This is a genomic window from Streptomyces sp. DI166 (genome assembly GCF_900091315.1).
GTDB lineage: Bacteria > Actinomycetota > Actinomycetes > Streptomycetales > Streptomycetaceae > Streptomyces > Streptomyces fuscus.
Genome location: NZ_FLSP01000072.1, coordinates 1 through 14,607, shown reverse-complemented (window position 1 = coordinate 14,607; position 14,607 = coordinate 1). Strand labels below are relative to the sequence as shown.

Sequence of the window (14,607 nt, the reverse complement as noted above, 5' to 3'; positions counted from 1 at the left end):
AGCGGCGGTCTGCGGAGGCCTTCGGGAGGCTCTCCGTGTAGGCGGTGAAGAGCGACATATGTATGTGTACGTCGTCAACGGGATCAATCCTCGGAGTCGGTAATCCGCCCGTGTACGCTGGAGGTATGACGGACGCTGCCGCATCTTCGGTCGGGCCTCTGGTCACCGGCGCAGAGATCGCCCGGATGGCCGGAGTCACTCGTGCGGCCGTCTCCAACTGGCGTCGGCGCTACGACGACTTCCCCGCACCTGCGGGAGGCGCCGCGAACAGTCCGCTCTACGCGCTGGCGGAGGTCCAGGAATGGCTGGACAAGCAGCGCAAGGGCCAGGAGGTGTCACCCGAGGTCGAACTCTGGCAGGCCATGCGGGCCGTGTACAGGGAGCAGATGATCGCGGGTCTCGCCCGGGTGGCCGCCTTGCTGTGCGGGCAGGACGAGGACGACGTGCCGGAGGACGTCGCCCAGCGTGTCCAGGCACTCGCGCGCACCGAATCATCGACCGATCTTGTGAACGGACTGACCGCGCGCTTCATGGACTCGGCGCGGCGCGCGGGCTCCGACCAGGTGACGCCGGAGCGGGTAGTGCGTGCTCTGTGTCATTTCGCTCCCGAGCTGTCGGCCGACGCCACGGTCTTCGATCCCGCCTGCGGAATCGGGGTGTTGCTCCTGTCCGTCGCCTCTGAGGCCGGAACGCGGTGCGTGGGCCAGGAGTTGGACTCCGACAGCGCCCGCTTCGCGCAGCTGCGTGCGGACCTGCTGGGCCGGTCGGACGTGCAGATCGTGGAGGGCGACTCACTGCGCGCGGACCAGTGGCCGGACCTCAAGGCCGATCTTGTTGTCTGCGACCCTCCGGCCGGCGTGACCGAGTGGGGGCGGGACGAGCTGTTGCTGGACGCCCGTTGGGACCTCGGCACTCCGTCCAAGGCCGAGAGCGAGCTGGCCTGGCTCCAGCACGCCTACGCGCACACCGTGCCCGGCGGCCAGGTACTCATGGTCATGCCGGCCTCGGTCGCCTACCGCAAGGCGGGCCGCCGTATCCGGGCGGAGCTGGTGCGGCGGGGCATCGTGCGCCAAGTGGTCGCTCTTCCCCCCGGCACGGCGACCTCCCACGCTCTTCCCGTACATCTGTGGTGTCTCAAGCGTCCCGAGAACACGGGAGCGGCGGACCCGCAGCACACCGTGCGCATGGTCGATCTGACGGACAACAGTCCCGACGGGGACCTGGAACCGCGCCCCGACCAGGTGGCCGACGTACCGCTGATGCAACTCCTGGACGACACGGTGGATCTGACACCGGGGACCCACCTGCGCTCCCGGCGCCGCGACTACCCCGGCGAGTACGCGGCGCTGCGCGAGGAGCTGGAGCACGAGATCCGCCGACTGGCCGCGATGCTTCCCGGACTCACGGAAGGCGGCGGGCCGGACTCGCTGGACGGAGCCGCCACCAGTGTCGCGGAACTCGCCCGTGCCGGACTTGTGGCGTACGAGGGCCAACAGCCGGTCTCGGTGAGCGAGCAGCTGGACACCGACTATCTCCAGGGCTTCCTGCGCAGCTCCCTCAATGTCCGTAGGTCCACGAGTGCGAGCGGGACGTACCGCTTCGACGTCAAGGGCGCCCGCATCCCCCGTATGAGCGTCGACGATCAGCGGCGATACGGTTCTGCCTTCCGGGCTCTGACCGAGTTCGAGGCAGGCGTGCGCCGGGTTGACGAACTGAGCCGACGGCTCGCCGAGGTGGCCCGTGAGGGTCTCGCGTCCGGCGCCCTGGCCCCCAACGGCGGGGCCAAGGCGGGGCGGCCGGTGGACTGACCGGAAACGGTCAACTGACCTGTGCGAGGAACGGGCTGGCCGTTCCGCTCCAGGACACGTTCAGGGTTTCACGGGCCCTGGTGCACGCGACGAACAGCAGGCAGCGCTCACGAAGTAGGTCGGCGTCGTGCTGCGGAGCGTCCACCTCCCGCGGGGTGATCTCACGGGTGAACGGAACGGAGCCCTCGGCGACACCGAGCACACACACCGCGCGGAATTCCAGCCCCTTCATCGCGTGCATCGTCGCCAGGCGCACACCCTCGGCCCCCTGCGTCACCTGTCCCTTGACCCGGAGCACAGGGACACCGGCGGCCTTCAGCTTCTCCTCGGCCGCGTCCAGGGAGAGGTTGAATCGCGCGCACACCCCGATCTCGTGCGGTGCGAGACCCTTGTCCAGCAGTGTCCGGACCCACTCCACCAGCGCCTCGGTCTCCTCCTGCCGCGAGGAGTACCCCCGCGCCTGAGGACGGTGACCGTGCAGCAGTGAACGGTAACCGGCGAGCGAGTCCGACCCCTCGCCGTCCAGCGCTTCGATGTCGACCGGGGCGAGGAGACGGGCCGACCAGGCCAGGATCTCCTCGGTGGACCGGTAGTTGACCCGGAGCCGGAAGCTCCGGCCGGCCGTGGTGATGCCCAGCGAGCCCAGCGACACACGGGAGTCGTAGATCCGCTGATGCGGGTCACCGGTGATGAACAAGTCGTCCGGGCCGGGAGCGACGGCGGCTCGCAGGACCCGCCACTGTGCGGGATGCAGGTCCTGCGCCTCGTCGACGACGACATGGGTGTACGGGGCCGGGCGGTCGGCGAGGAGTCCCGCCGCGCGGGCGCAGACACGCAGGTGGGTGGTCTCGCCGCGGTCCCGCAGGAACTGCTCGAACCGTTCCACGGCCCGCCACACCTCCCTGCGGCGTGCGGGCCCCAGACCGGTGCCGCGGCCCCGGCGGCTCGCGCCGAGGTAGGCATCGAGATCGCGCAGGTTCTGGCCGAGAACGACGTGCCGGTACTCCTGGGCGAGGAACTGGGCGCTGAACGGCAGGGCGAGCTGTTTGACGACCTTTTCCCACAACTGCCGCTGCTCCCGGTCCCCGAGAGGCTTGGGCGGCGTGCCGGTCGAACCGGCCCGGACGACGCCGTGGGCGAAGGAGTCGACCGTGGTGACGTCCACCCGTGCCAGCAGCTCCTCGTCGTCGTCAAGGAGAAGCCCGAGCATGTCGCGCAGCCCCGCGGCCAGTGCGTTCGTGTACGTGGTGAGCAGAATGCGGCTGTCCTCCGAGCGGCCGAGCAGGTGCTTGACGCGGTGCAGGGCCGCCACCGTCTTGCCCGTGCCGGGGCCGCCGGTGACCTGGACGGGACCGCCGTAGGAGGCCCGGTAGGCGACCCTCCGCTGGGAGGGGTGAAGGAAGACCCTCCAGGCCGCGAAGGGCTTCTCCAGGATCTCTTCCAGTTCCTGCGGTCCGGTGACCAGCCGGATGCGGGCCGAGGTGTTGGCGATGACGGTGGCCAGGTCCTCCACCGGTTCGGCGGGCGCGTCGGCGGGGCGGCGGACGGCCACGACGTCCCGGTAGACCTCGTCGGGGCTGAAGCCCTCCGCGAGGTACTGCAGTACCTCCAGTTGGTCCTCCGGCAGCAGGGTCGCGAACGCCTCCAACTGGGCCTTGTCCACCAGGGAACGCGCGGCGCGCAGTACTTGGTCGTCGATACCGAGTTCGCGCAGAGTGCCGTCCGAGACGTCGGTGAAGAGCAGACGGGGCGCTGTGCGGGCGGCCGTCTCGTACAGCGGCGTGAGCTCGTCCAGAGCGACGGCGTTGCGCACCTCCAGTGCCCGCGTGGCCGAGTTCTGGCTGTACAGGCGCTTCGCTGCCCAGGTGTAGGCGTCGTCGTGGGGCAGGACGTTGACCAGGAGGAAGGTGTCGCTGCCGTCGTCGGGGGCGAGGACGACGCCCCGCCAGAAGTCCGTGATGCGGATGGTGCGCATACGCGGGTCGCGGGCGTTCTCGACGGATTCGAGGTGCAGTCCCTTGTCCGCGTTGAGTTCGGCGACGCTCATGGCCTGGAACTTGGCCATGGCTTTGCGCACTCCGGCCCGGATCGGCTTCTCCAAGGTGTCATAGCCGTCCCAGAAGCTCTGGGCGAAGGCGAGCCGGGGCATGGTCGCTTCCTTTCTGCCTGTTCTTGCTCTGCGTGATCGGTCCGGAGGATCTCTAACGGCTGTCGTCCTCGGCCAGCCGTCGGGCGAGCTGTCGAAGACGGGTCAGGAGCCGCGTCGGCTCTTCGGAGAGGTCGAGGCTGTGCTGATAAAGGCGTACTCCTCTGCCGTCGCTCCCCGCTGTGCCGCGTACCTCGTGGAAGCGTTCGGGCCGCTGCCCGGCCGCGTACACGAGATGCGCCGCGCGCAGTCCGAGGACCGTGGCGTAGGTGAGGGCCTGGTAGAGGTCGGCATGGGGAAACCCGTCGGCCTTCTCGACCTTGTACTTGGCGTCGACGACGGCGACCGGTACCCGGCCGTCACCGGTGCGTACGACGAGATCCGGGCGCATCCGCACCAGACCCGCCACATCGAGGCGGTGGGTGTCCTGGAGCCGGGCGGTCAGGCCGTGCTCCCGCAGGGCCTCCCGCAGCGCCACCGTGACGAAGTCCTCGAAGAGCCTGTTCATGTCCAGCAGGAAGCCGTCCACGGTGAGTGGGGTGCCCGTGGCCGGGCGGTGTTCCGGGGAGGCACCGCGCAGGACGGCCTCGGCGAGGCGGAGCGCGGGCCAGTAGCGCGCATTGAGACGTGAGGGCTGCCATGGCGGCAGGTGCTGTCCCCGTACCAGCGGCTGGGCGTCGGCCAGCCGGGCGCGCTGATGGGCGAGGCGGCGCCGGACGGGACCCGGCACGTCCGGCAGCCGCAGCAACCGCTCGGTGGCGGCCCGCAGGATGCGGTTCTCCGCGGTGTCGGCTGTGTAGGCGTCGTAGGCGATTTCCGCGGGTGGTGTCCGGCCGAAGTGCCGCCGGATCTGCTCGGCTTCACGCAGGCGGCCTCGTACGACCAGCGCCGACTCCTCCACCTCTCGGTAGCCCTGGAGCACGCCTTGGCGCAGCGCCCGGTCGATCTGGCGCTCGACGGCATGGGCGAGAGCGGGGACGACGTCGTCGTACGCGCCCGTGTCGACAGTGCCTTCCTTGCTGTCCCGCCACGCTCGCGCCGGGTCGAGGCTGAACCCCAGCAGGAAGAACAGCCGCGTCACCGGCGTCTTGGGCATGATCCGTACGACCGCGCCGCCGGGGGTGCGTACGGCGCCGACCCGGCTGCCGGCGCGCAGCAGCCAGTGGCCGTCCCGGCCGGGGTCGGGAGTGGCGCTCAGCAGGATTTCCGAGGCGGCCAGGGCTCTGCCCGCCTGCGCGGTGAGCGGGACGGACTCGGCCGGCCCGTACTCGCGCAGCCGGATGTCGGCCGGGGGTGCCTTCACGCGAGGCCTTCACGCAGTGCGCGCAGGCCGTAGCGTGCGTCGGTGTCCAGACCTTCCCCGTAGTGGTGTTCCTCCAGCAGGGGCAGGATCTTCGTCCGCCAGACCCGTTCCAGACCGCCGTCGCGGTACGCGCCGGGCTTCATCAGGTACGACGGCCCGATGGCGAAGTCCGGGTCGTCAATACGGGAGTTGAGCGCGTCGAGGAGGTGTGCGGGCTCGGGATCCTTGCCTTCCCGCTCCAGCCAGCGGGCGAGCAGACCGGCGGTCGGCTCGGTGCGCGGGGAAAGTTCCACGAAGGCGAAGCGCCGTCGCATCGCCGCGTCCACGAGGGCGATGGACCGGTCGGCGGTGTTCATCGTGCCGATCACGAACAGGTTGCGCGGGAGCCAGAAGTCGTCTCCGGAGTGGGTCAGGCGCACCGATCTGTCGCGGTACTCCAGCAGGAAGTACAGCTCACCGAAGACCTTCGCCAGGTTGGCACGGTTGATCTCGTCGATGATCAGGAAGTGCGGGATGTGCCGGTTGCCCTCGCGCGCGGCGAGGTCGGCCAGCTCCCGCAGCGGACCCGCGGTCAGCCGGAAGGCCACCTCGCGGGTCTCGGGGTCCTCGACGGGCCGGAAGCCCTCGAAGAAGTCCTCATAGGCGTACGAGGGGTGGAACTGCACGATCTTGACCTGCTCGGGGCCGCCGCCGAAGTACTCTGCCAGCTTCAGCGCCAGATAGGTCTTGCCGGTGCCGGGCGGGCCGTACAGGACGATCTGCCGTTCGTCGACGAGGAGTTCGCGCAGTTCCTCCAGCCACGCCCGGTCGTGGACGAGGAGGTCGGCGGCCAGCGCCTGGGTGACGGGCGGCAGTTCCACGCCCCGCGGCTCCACCCGCTCCACGGCGGGTACGTCACCGGGCGTGGACGGCGTGGGCGGAAGGTCCTCGCCGAGGCGGTCGAGGACTTCCAGGACGCCCGTGAGGTCGACGACGTCGTGCTGCACGGACAGCTTCTGTTGCACCTCCTGGGCCAGGTCCTCGTAGGCGTGCGGCTTCGGGAACCAGGTGACGGACCTACGGATGTTCGACAGTCCGCCCGGGGACGAGGTCTGCACCGCGTCGCCGGTGATCCGGCCGAGGTGCAGCCACCCGTCCGCGATGGTGGCCACGGTGTCGCCCATGCGCATCTGGGTCAGGAAGGCGTGCAGCTCGTCGACCAGGCCGCGCTTCTGGTTGTACGACGCCGCCCCTTCGTACGCCTCCTCGACGTACCGGCGCAGCGTGCTCTTCGTCGGGTCGTTCTCGTCCAGGGGCGGCAGGTATGTGGCGGCGAGGGAGACCAGGCCCTCCTTGAGCCACAGTTGCCGCACCAGGTTGTGCCCGGAGACGTTCGAGCCGCGCACCAGCCACGCCTTGCGTGGCGGCCGCCATCCGCTGGAGAGGTAGTCGGCGAGCGGATGCCCTTCCGAGGTGCGCCAGGTCTCCGGCCCGGAGGCGTCGTACCCGAGCACGAGCCCGGCGGCTGCGGACGAGGAGTTGCACTCGATGTCGTGGGCGGCCACCCAGCGTTTCGGTGCGCCCACGCCGCCGGGAGGGGCGTCGACGAGGGCGCCGCTGGCCCGGAGTTCGGACCGGTTGCGCCGGTTGTGACGCCCCAGACCGGGCCACTCCTCGGCCGCGACGACGGACCCGCCGTGCAGCAGGAACTTGTTCGTCCCGTTGTTCCCGAACTCCGCCAGCAACCGGCCGCGCGCCAGGGCGCCGTCCTGCTGCAACTTGATGCGGAACTCGGGAGTGCCGGGCAGGAGTCCGGGCTGCTGTTCCATTGGGCGACCTTCGTGTCATCGAGCCCTGCGGTGGGTCTCACACCTTACCTGTTGACGCCGTCAAGGGATCCCTCGCGGATGTGTGTAAACATCATGCTCGAATCTGTTGACGATGTAAACGCAGTGCCTTTACAGTCTCGACTGCACCCGGAGCGACGGCTTGCCGAGAACCGGGTCCCCGAACGCTCAAGTGGGGGGCACTATGAGTGGAGCAACGACATTGGACTCCCGACGGAGCACGCTTGCGGCGGAATTGCCGTCGGTCATCGAGCGGCTGAAGAGTCTGGCCACCAGCGGGGGGCCGAAAAGGGCCTGGAGGAGGCCGTTCTCGGGCATGACCACTGGGAGGACCTGCTCAACGCTCTGGGCAAGCGCCGCGAGGCCAACTACCGCGACATGATCAAGGAGGAGACCGACGCGCCGGACAGCCTCCTGGACCGGCTCGTCGCAGAGGCCACCGGAGCCGCCGCCACACCGCCCGCCGACGCATCGCGGCCCGCGCCCCAGGACCAGCTCGACCTGAGCCGCGACGAGTGGAACGCCCTCACCGCCGGCCGACTCCCCGAGCCCACGCGGGAGTTCGCGGTCCGTCGCGGCGGACTCGGCCTCGACGGCGAACAGGCCGAGCCGTGGGCCGCTCTCGGCGCGCACATCGGCGGCGTCGTCCTGGCCGACCGCCTGCGTGAGGTGCGGGCCCTGACCGGGTTCCGCCGGTACTCCCCGAACGGCACCCTCGTGCCCGCCGACACCAGCCGCCGCCGACGCTGGTTGCCCGCCGTCGAGGTCTTCGGTGAGGGCATCCTCCTCACCCTCGACGAGGAGCGGCTGACCGAGTGGGAGAACGACGACCGGGTCAGGGCGCACGTCCTCGGTGTACGCGACGATCTGGACGCCTCGTTCCGCAAGGACCAGCTCGCCGCCGCCTACGGCATCTCGCTCACCCCCAGGTACGTGCTCCTGCACACCGTCGCCCACCTCCTCATCCGGCAACTCGCCTTCGACTCCGGCTACACCACCGCTAGCCTGCGAGAACGGGTCTACGGCCGCCCCGAACACGGCCAGTACGGACTGCTCATCTACACCGCCGCAGGTGACGCCGAGGGCACCCTCGGCGGACTCGTCCGGCAAGGCGAAGCGCCGCACTTCGCCGAGACCCTGGTCCGGATGCTGGAGGCCGCCGCCTGGTGCTCGGCCGACCCGCTGTGCGCCGAACACACCGGACAGGGCTTCGACAACCTCAACCGGGCCGCCTGCCACGCCTGCACCCTGCTGCCCGAGACGAGCTGCGAGACCGGCAACACCCTGCTCGACCGCGCCTTGGTCGTGGGTTCGGCCCGTGTCCCCGGCTACTTCACCGACGTCCTGCACGCGAGCCGCGAATCCGCCGCGGCCACCGCCACCGACGCGACCGGCGCCCAGGAGTGACGGCCATGACCACCGCGAACACCCCCGTCCTCCACCCGGACCTCACCCCGGTCCAGCACGACTGCCTGGACGGCCTGCCACTGACCGGCAATCACGTGGTCAGCGGCCCGCCCGGCAGCGGCAAAAGCCTGCTCGCCGCCCACCGAGCGGTCCACCTCGCCCTGACCGGCCACCCCACGGTGCTGCTCACCCGCTCCCGGCTGCTCCGCCGGCTCCTGCACGACACGTTGAACGGACTCACCGTCCCCGGCGCCCCCGTCGGGGCGGCCACCGCACACAGCTGGATCCTGCGCAGGTTCGGCCGGGACGCTCCGCGCACCGAGGACGGCTGGTTCGACTGGAAGGCCCTCATCGGCGAGGCCGCCGACATCCCCGACACCGACCCGCACGTCGTTGTCGACGAGGGACAGGACCTCCCACCCGGCTTCTACCGCCTCGCCCGGCTCACCGCCGCATCCGTCACGGTGTTCGCGGACGAGTGCCAGCGCCTGACCGAGACGAACTCCACCCTCGCCGAGATCACCGAGACCCTCGGCCGCACCACGGGCCGCGCGGAGATCACCGGCAACCACCGCAACGCCCGTCAAATCGCCGCTCTCGCCGAGCACTTCCGTACCGGAGGCGGTAGGCCGGACCTCCCCTTCCGCAGCGGGGATCGGCCCGTCATCCGCCAGTACACCGACCTGCAGGACCTGACGGAGCACATCACCGCCCTGGCAGAGCACAACCCCCGACACCGCATCGGTGTCATCGTCAACTCGCTGCGCCTGGGCGCCGACCTGATGGCCCGTCTGGAACGAGCGGCCCTTGCCCAGGAGCCGCAGCTGTACAGCTCGGCGGCAACCTCCGGCCGTTACCGCGATCTCGACCTCACCCGCCCCGGCGTGGTCGTCGTCCACCGCGCCAGCGCCAAGGGCCTCGACTTCGACACCGTTGTCATCCCCGACACCGAGTCCGATGCCGCCGCAGACCCGTCCTCGGCGACGCTGCGCATGGCGTACTACGTGATGGTCACGCGGGCCCGCGAGCGAGTAGTGATGGGGTGGCAGGGGTGCCGACTGCCGCGGCATGTGGAAGGGCTGGAGGCGTGGATGCGCGATCAGTGACCGACCGAGCGGCGTTCGGACAACATGTCGTGCCGCTCCGTCAGACTGGAAACTCGCCTACCCAGGTTCGCCGCAGCAAGTGATGAGGCAGATAGTCGGACTCGACCTCAATCGGGAAGCCCGCATCATAGGCGAGACAGGCAACGGCAAGAGGGCCCAGGGCGAGGCAACCTTCGATGTCGTCTGACCGCTCTTCGTTCGTGGTCCAGTATCTCTTGTGCAGTTCCAGCGCCTCGGCCAACGCGGCATTGAAGGCGCCGTGCTCCTTGCGCAGGAAGCGATAGAAGAGATTGATCGGCGGGTAGAGAACGTTTTGCAGGAGATCCCGCGGCGCGATCGTTGCCACGTCTGGATGCGATGTCTCGATGGCCGCGGTCAGCTTGTCGACCAATCCCGGCTCCTCCAGCCAATACGTCTGCAGCGCGTCGACCCAGTGGTAGAGGTAATCATCTCCTTCAACACCCGATGCGCGAAGGACCCCGATAGGAACTCGGCACAAATGAGTCATGCGTTCCTGGTCCCGGCAGGTGACCGCGAGCCAAAAAGCAGTCAGCCAATTACCCGCATGGGCGTAGAACTGAGGGCCGGTGGCCGGAATGCTGCGCATCTCGCCTGCGATGCGGCGTTCAACTGATCCTTCCGAAACCGCCGCTGCGGCGAATGCCGCCTCACTGACCTGCATGGCGGAGACAGCGGCCTCCCAGGTCTCCAGGAGGTTAGCCCGAGGATTCATCTCGACCTGCGCTCGTACCAGGAGGAGCGCCTCGTTCACCGCCATGCCGAACAGCATCGGTGACCGCCCCAGGCCCTGAGCCCCCTCCTTCACCTCGTCAGCGAGCTCTTCTACAGCGGCCGCATCCACCTGCCGAGCCCTGCTGTGGCGTGCCACGGCGTGGGCGGTCACGTGGGGAACTCGCCGAGCCAGCTGTGCTCGATGAGGTGCTTGGGGAGGTAGTCGGACTCCACGCCGAGGGGGACCTGGCCGTCGTAGGCCCAGCAGGCCATGGCGAGGGGGCCGAGGGTGATGCTGCCGTCGATGTCCGACGCCCGGTCCTCGTTCAGGGTCCAGTACGCCTGGTGCAGCTTCAAAGCGTCGACCATGCCGGCCGCGAAACCGTCCCAGTCCCTCGCAATCAAGCGGGAGAAGAGGTGGATGGGCGGGTAGAGCACGCCGTCCAACAGGTCACGCGGGGCGATACGGGCCACATCCGGGTGGGACATCTGCAGCGTGTTCGTGAGCTTTTCCACCAGACCCGGGCGGCGGAGCCAGTACGTCTGGAGCGTGTCCACCCAACTGTAGATGTACTCGTCGTACGACCCCGGAGGGGACAGCAGTCGGTCCAGCGGAATCTCGCAGAGCTGCGTCATGCGCTGCGTATCACGGCAGATCACGGCCAGCCAGAACGCGGTAAGCCAGTTACCGGCACATGCCGTGGACAGGGGGCCGACAGCCGGGATCCTGCGTACCTTGTGGCTGATACGGCACTCGACAGCGCCCTCGCTGACTCCGGTCACCTCGAACAGCGCCGAGCCCAACTGCATGGCCGTCACAGCCGCTTCCCAGGTTTCAACCTGCGCCGCATGCGGATCGTTGACACAGCGGGCATACAGGTTCAGTACGGCCGTATTGAACGTGAAGTCGATCAGGACAGGTGCGCCTTCGAGGCCATTAACGCCCTCGGTCAGGTTCTCCCCGAGCCCGGCCAAAAATTCCGCAGCGTCGGGACGCGGTGCGAGGTGCCGGGGGATGTGAACGGTCACTGAAGGGGCCCCTAGTGATGTCAAACCGTCGATACTGGTAACCAGCATACGTGCCCGAGTTTCTCTGGCCCCGAACAGCCACACATTCCAGTTTGCCTGCGGAAAAAGCCTACTTGATATCCAACACCGACCTCGACTCACCGCGCTTCTCCATCGCCGAATGATGTCGTCGAAGTATTCTCAGGTCTCGAACTCCCCCACCCAGGAACGGTGCAGCAAAGCCCGGGGCAAGTAATCGGACTCGACGTCGATGGGGAACCCGGAATCATAGGCGAGGCAGGCAATGGCCAACGGCCCGAGGGCTACGGCCCCTTCGGCGCTGTCAGCCCGCTGCGCGTTGGCGGTCCAGTACTGCCGGTGGTGTTCAAGAGCCTCCACGAGGGCTTCATTGAACCCATCGTGATCCTTACGAAGGAAGCGGTGGAACAGGTTGATCGGCTGATAGAGGATCTTCTCCAGGAGTTCCCGGTCCGTGTTGCCGGCGACATCGGGATAGGAGGTGTCGATAGTGACGATCAGCTTGTCGACGAGCCTCGGATCCTCTTGCCAGTAGGTCTGCAGGGAGTCAACCCAGTGGTAGATGTATTCGTCGTACCCGGCCCCTGAGGCTCGCAGAAGGCTGATGGGGAACCGACTCAGCTGGTCCATGCGACTGGACTCACGGCAGACAGCGGCCAGCCAGAACGCTTTGATCCAGTTGCCCGCGTTCGCATAGTACTGCGGGCCCACGGCGGGAATCACGCGCACCTTATCAGCGATGCGGCAATCGACGGTCCCCTCGCTTATAACTGCGGCATTGAAGAGCGCACTTCCGACCTGCATGGCGGAGATGAAAGCCTCCCAGGTCTGAAGCCGACTCACAGTTGCGTCCGTGGCGCACAAGGATCGTGCGAACGTCAGGGACGAGTCAAAAGTCCGATTGAAGCCGCTCGGCGAGTTTTCCAGCCTGTCGATGGAACGAGTTAGGCTGCCGTGCAGGATTTCCAGCGCCTCCGGGGATGAGGCGGTAGGAATTTCATGGCGCAGCAGTTGTGTCGGCACCGGTCACCCCCTCCAGTGGGTCGATAGCAAACTTCTTCATGACATAGTCGGCGTAAGTGTGCGTCCCGAGATCCTGAACCGAGCCCCCGGTGCTCTTCCCGAGTTCCGCCAGGGTCGTCGACCCCATGTCGAACTTCATCGCGCCTCCCCCGTAGGCCACTTGCGTCACAGCACGTTCAGCATATCGAACACGCTCTCGTACATCTGCTTGCACTCGCAACGCAGTTGACGCACCGTTGGCTCAATCCGGACGGAACCTGTCCAGACCTGCCTGTCCGTATCCCGTTGTGGTTCGGGACCGCTGCTCGCAGACCGGTAGCTCATGGAGGGCTTTAACAGGGCCTCTGGCGCAGCGGGTTAGGTAGTGCGCGCGTCGTATGAAGTGCCGTCAGTTGTACGTATTCGTGTGTGTCGGATGCGGCGCCGAGTTGACCGTTCCGCTGAGCCGGGTCGTCCTGCCCACCCACGCCCGTCAAAGCTTCGGGGACGGCGTCCGGCTTCCGGTGTTCATGGAGTCGGGGACGTTCGCCGTCGATCCGGACCCGTGGGGAGGGCCCTGGCGATCGTGGGACGAGGCCGAGCCGGGTGAGGCGGAGCCACGCGGCCTCTACGCGCCGGTCCCCGTCCTCCTCGACGGCACCCCCGGAGAGATCGCGATCGCCCCCGGCGACATACGCGGCACCCGTCTGATACCCGAGAGGCTCGGCGATTCCTGCTGCGGTCTCGACGGGGCCGACGGCTCCAACTCGGCCTGCGAGGCGTGCGGTTCGCTCGTCGCGACCCGGTTCGACAGCTGCTAGCTGTGGCAGGCGGTACGCCTCGAACCGGACGCCGTGCGCCGCGTACCCGTCGACGGGGCCGGGGCCGCGCTCCCGTCGTGGGAGGAACTGGCAGAGCACGGGGAGAGGACACCTCCGGTCGAACCCATCGTTCCCACCTAATCCATCGGGCGCCTCGGCCTGGGCGGCTACTGGTCCTGGAGTCCTCGCTGGGAGGCGGCGGCCGCCTCGCCCTGGCCCACCTGCTGGCGGCCTCCCGGCGCCAGCCCGTCCAGGTCCCGAGCGGCCTGACCGCCGACATGTTCCAGCGCGCCCTGGACACCCTGCTGCCCGGCGATGCCCCACCCCGGCGCGCCGTCCTGGCCGGACCGGGACAGCCCGCCCCAGACCCGGACGCCGACATCCTCCTCGTGCCGATCCACCCCGTGACGGGCGACACTTGGGCTCCCACCGGCCCGGCGGCCACGGCGTACCGGGTTCCGCTGCCGCTGGGCGTGTGGCGGTGGCTGGTCGACCCGGAGCCGCATCCGCCTCTCACCGCGTCGGTCCGCGTACCCCGTGACGACCTTCACGACGGTCGGCCTCCCGAGGTACCGAATCGGTTGCTGCGGGCCGACCGGGGAGTCTTCGGGCACACCCTGGCCAGGCTGCCCGAGGCCCGCGCCGCGTGGCTGCGCACGATCCTGACCGACGTCGGACACTGCGAGCCCCGGACCTCTTCTGCTAACCGCCGGGCGTTAACGCTCCTGGCGTGTGCAGCACCGCCCGCACGGTCTTCCCGCTCGGCGGGTACGGCACGCAGTCCCAGTGGTCGGCCACGGCCGCGACGAGCACCAGGCCCCGGCCGCCCCTCGACAGCGCGCCGGCCTCCGCCGGGCCGGTCACGATCTGCGGATACAGGTCACCACGGGCGTCACTGACCTCCACCCGCAACAGTTTCGACGCCGCGTCGAGCACGAGGGTCAGCCGGAAGCAGCGGCCCCGTACATGTCCGTGCAGGACGGCGTTCGCGGCGAGTTCGGCGATCACGACCTCGGCACGCTCCGTGAGCGTCGGATGGACGTCCCAGGCGCACAACTGCCCCACCCCGAGCAGCCGCGCCAGCCGGGCGCCGCGCCGCGTCGCCGAGAACAGTTGGCTGAAGGTGCGCGAGCGGGCGGTGGGTTGAGGGGGCGTGAGCTGCGGGGGAGCGGTTTGCGTCATGAGGCCAGCGTGGCGGCCGATTCGCCCGTACACGAGACCTGAACCCCGTACGCTGAGTCAGCGTACGGGCACGGGGAGTGGACAGTACGGGGGGCGGCGCTCACGATGAGTTGCGTGCGCGGGGGTCAACGGGCCTGAGAGCCAAGGCGTGGCAGAGAGGGGCGGCGGATGGACATCGCCGAGGCGGAAGCGACCATCACGGGTACGGACACCCCTGCGGTACCGCA

General features: G+C 68.7%; 13 protein-coding genes. 4 read left to right on the top strand and 9 right to left on the bottom strand.

Annotated features, from left to right (window positions below):
• Positions 1-125: 125 nt before the first annotated feature.
• The gene (locus tag GA0115233_RS28765; RefSeq protein WP_176711975.1) at positions 126-1,808 is read left to right on the top strand and encodes an N-6 DNA methylase; all 1,683 of its coding nucleotides are present in this window, start codon (positions 126-128) and stop codon (positions 1,806-1,808) included.
• Positions 1,809-1,818: 10 nt separating this feature from the next.
• Here the strand turns inward: GA0115233_RS28765 and GA0115233_RS28760 are convergent, their stop codons facing one another.
• Genes GA0115233_RS28760 through GA0115233_RS28750 form a run of 3 tightly spaced genes read right to left on the bottom strand, consistent with a single transcriptional unit; the run spans position 1,819 to position 7,065 of the window.
• Positions 1,819-3,957: a UvrD-helicase domain-containing protein gene (locus tag GA0115233_RS28760; protein ID WP_093723234.1), complete on the bottom strand. Its 2,139-nt coding sequence runs from the start codon at positions 3,955-3,957 to the stop codon at positions 1,819-1,821.
• A gap of 52 nt (positions 3,958-4,009) precedes the next feature.
• On the bottom strand, positions 4,010-5,257 hold the full coding sequence (locus GA0115233_RS28755) for an McrC family protein (protein WP_093723233.1): 1,248 nt from the start codon (positions 5,255-5,257) through the stop codon (positions 4,010-4,012).
• A complete protein-coding gene (locus GA0115233_RS28750) occupies positions 5,254-7,065 on the bottom strand; it encodes an AAA family ATPase (protein WP_093723232.1) in 1,812 nt (603 codons plus the stop codon). Before GA0115233_RS28750 ends, GA0115233_RS28755 begins: the two co-directional genes overlap by 4 nt.
• 78 nt (positions 7,066-7,143) lie before the next feature.
• On the opposite strand from GA0115233_RS28750, the gene drmB reads away from it, so the two are divergent.
• Positions 7,144-8,490 (top strand): DUF1998 domain-containing protein, encoded by a 1,347-nt coding sequence (drmB, locus tag GA0115233_RS28745; protein WP_218063560.1) that lies wholly within the window; start codon positions 7,144-7,146, stop codon positions 8,488-8,490.
• A 5-nt stretch (positions 8,491-8,495) separates the two neighbouring features.
• Positions 8,496-9,596 (top strand): AAA family ATPase, encoded by a 1,101-nt coding sequence (locus tag GA0115233_RS28740; protein ID WP_093723231.1) that lies wholly within the window; start codon positions 8,496-8,498, stop codon positions 9,594-9,596.
• 40 nt (positions 9,597-9,636) lie between these two features.
• Here GA0115233_RS28740 and GA0115233_RS28735 read toward each other — a convergent pair whose 3' ends face one another.
• The 4 genes from GA0115233_RS28735 to GA0115233_RS41230 all read right to left on the bottom strand — a co-directional run bounded on the left by GA0115233_RS28735 (position 9,637) and on the right by GA0115233_RS41230 (position 12,537).
• Complete coding sequence (locus tag GA0115233_RS28735) at positions 9,637-10,500, bottom strand: immunity 49 family protein (RefSeq protein WP_255310388.1); 864 nt, start codon at positions 10,498-10,500, stop codon at positions 9,637-9,639.
• On the bottom strand, positions 10,497-11,357 hold the full coding sequence (locus tag GA0115233_RS28730) for an immunity 49 family protein (RefSeq protein ID WP_255310387.1): 861 nt from the start codon (positions 11,355-11,357) through the stop codon (positions 10,497-10,499). Before GA0115233_RS28730 ends, GA0115233_RS28735 begins: the two co-directional genes overlap by 4 nt.
• Before the next feature lie 180 nt (positions 11,358-11,537).
• Positions 11,538-12,398 carry an immunity 49 family protein gene (locus tag GA0115233_RS28725; protein ID WP_093723229.1) on the bottom strand — a complete coding sequence of 287 codons (861 nt, stop codon included), beginning with the start codon at positions 12,396-12,398 and terminating at the stop codon, positions 11,538-11,540.
• Positions 12,373-12,537 carry a hypothetical protein gene (locus GA0115233_RS41230; RefSeq protein WP_176711974.1) on the bottom strand — a complete coding sequence of 55 codons (165 nt, stop codon included), beginning with the start codon at positions 12,535-12,537 and terminating at the stop codon, positions 12,373-12,375. Before GA0115233_RS41230 ends, GA0115233_RS28725 begins: the two co-directional genes overlap by 26 nt.
• 289 nt (positions 12,538-12,826) lie before the next feature.
• Between GA0115233_RS41230 and GA0115233_RS42450 the strand changes: the two genes are divergently transcribed.
• Entirely contained in the window at positions 12,827-13,198 is a 372-nt protein-coding gene (locus GA0115233_RS42450; RefSeq protein WP_369691385.1) for a hypothetical protein, read from the top strand.
• Positions 13,199-13,365: 167 nt separating this feature from the next.
• Here GA0115233_RS42450 and GA0115233_RS42445 read toward each other — a convergent pair whose 3' ends face one another.
• Positions 13,366-13,599, bottom strand: a complete 234-nt coding sequence (locus GA0115233_RS42445; RefSeq protein ID WP_313895838.1) for a hypothetical protein — start codon at positions 13,597-13,599, stop codon at positions 13,366-13,368.
• A gap of 301 nt (positions 13,600-13,900) precedes the next feature.
• Positions 13,901-14,380, bottom strand: a complete 480-nt coding sequence (locus tag GA0115233_RS28710) for an ATP-binding protein (RefSeq protein ID WP_093723227.1) — start codon at positions 14,378-14,380, stop codon at positions 13,901-13,903.
• Between the last annotated feature and the right edge of the window lie 227 nt (positions 14,381-14,607).

Excerpts from the sequence above, each read along its gene's own strand:
- GA0115233_RS28765 (WP_176711975.1), top strand. The coding sequence starts at position 126 with ATGACGGACGCTGCCGCATCTTCGGTCGGGCCTCTGGTCACCGGCGCA.
- GA0115233_RS28760 (WP_093723234.1), bottom strand. The coding sequence starts at position 3,957 with ATGCCCCGGCTCGCCTTCGCCCAGAGCTTCTGGGACGGCTATGACACC.
- GA0115233_RS28750 (WP_093723232.1), bottom strand. The coding sequence starts at position 7,065 with ATGGAACAGCAGCCCGGACTCCTGCCCGGCACTCCCGAGTTCCGCATC.
- drmB (WP_218063560.1), top strand. The coding sequence starts at position 7,144 with ATGTGTGTAAACATCATGCTCGAATCTGTTGACGATGTAAACGCAGTG.
- GA0115233_RS28740 (WP_093723231.1), top strand. The coding sequence starts at position 8,496 with ATGACCACCGCGAACACCCCCGTCCTCCACCCGGACCTCACCCCGGTC.
- GA0115233_RS41230 (WP_176711974.1), bottom strand. The coding sequence starts at position 12,537 with ATGAAGTTCGACATGGGGTCGACGACCCTGGCGGAACTCGGGAAGAGC.
- GA0115233_RS28710 (WP_093723227.1), bottom strand. The coding sequence starts at position 14,380 with ATGACGCAAACCGCTCCCCCGCAGCTCACGCCCCCTCAACCCACCGCC.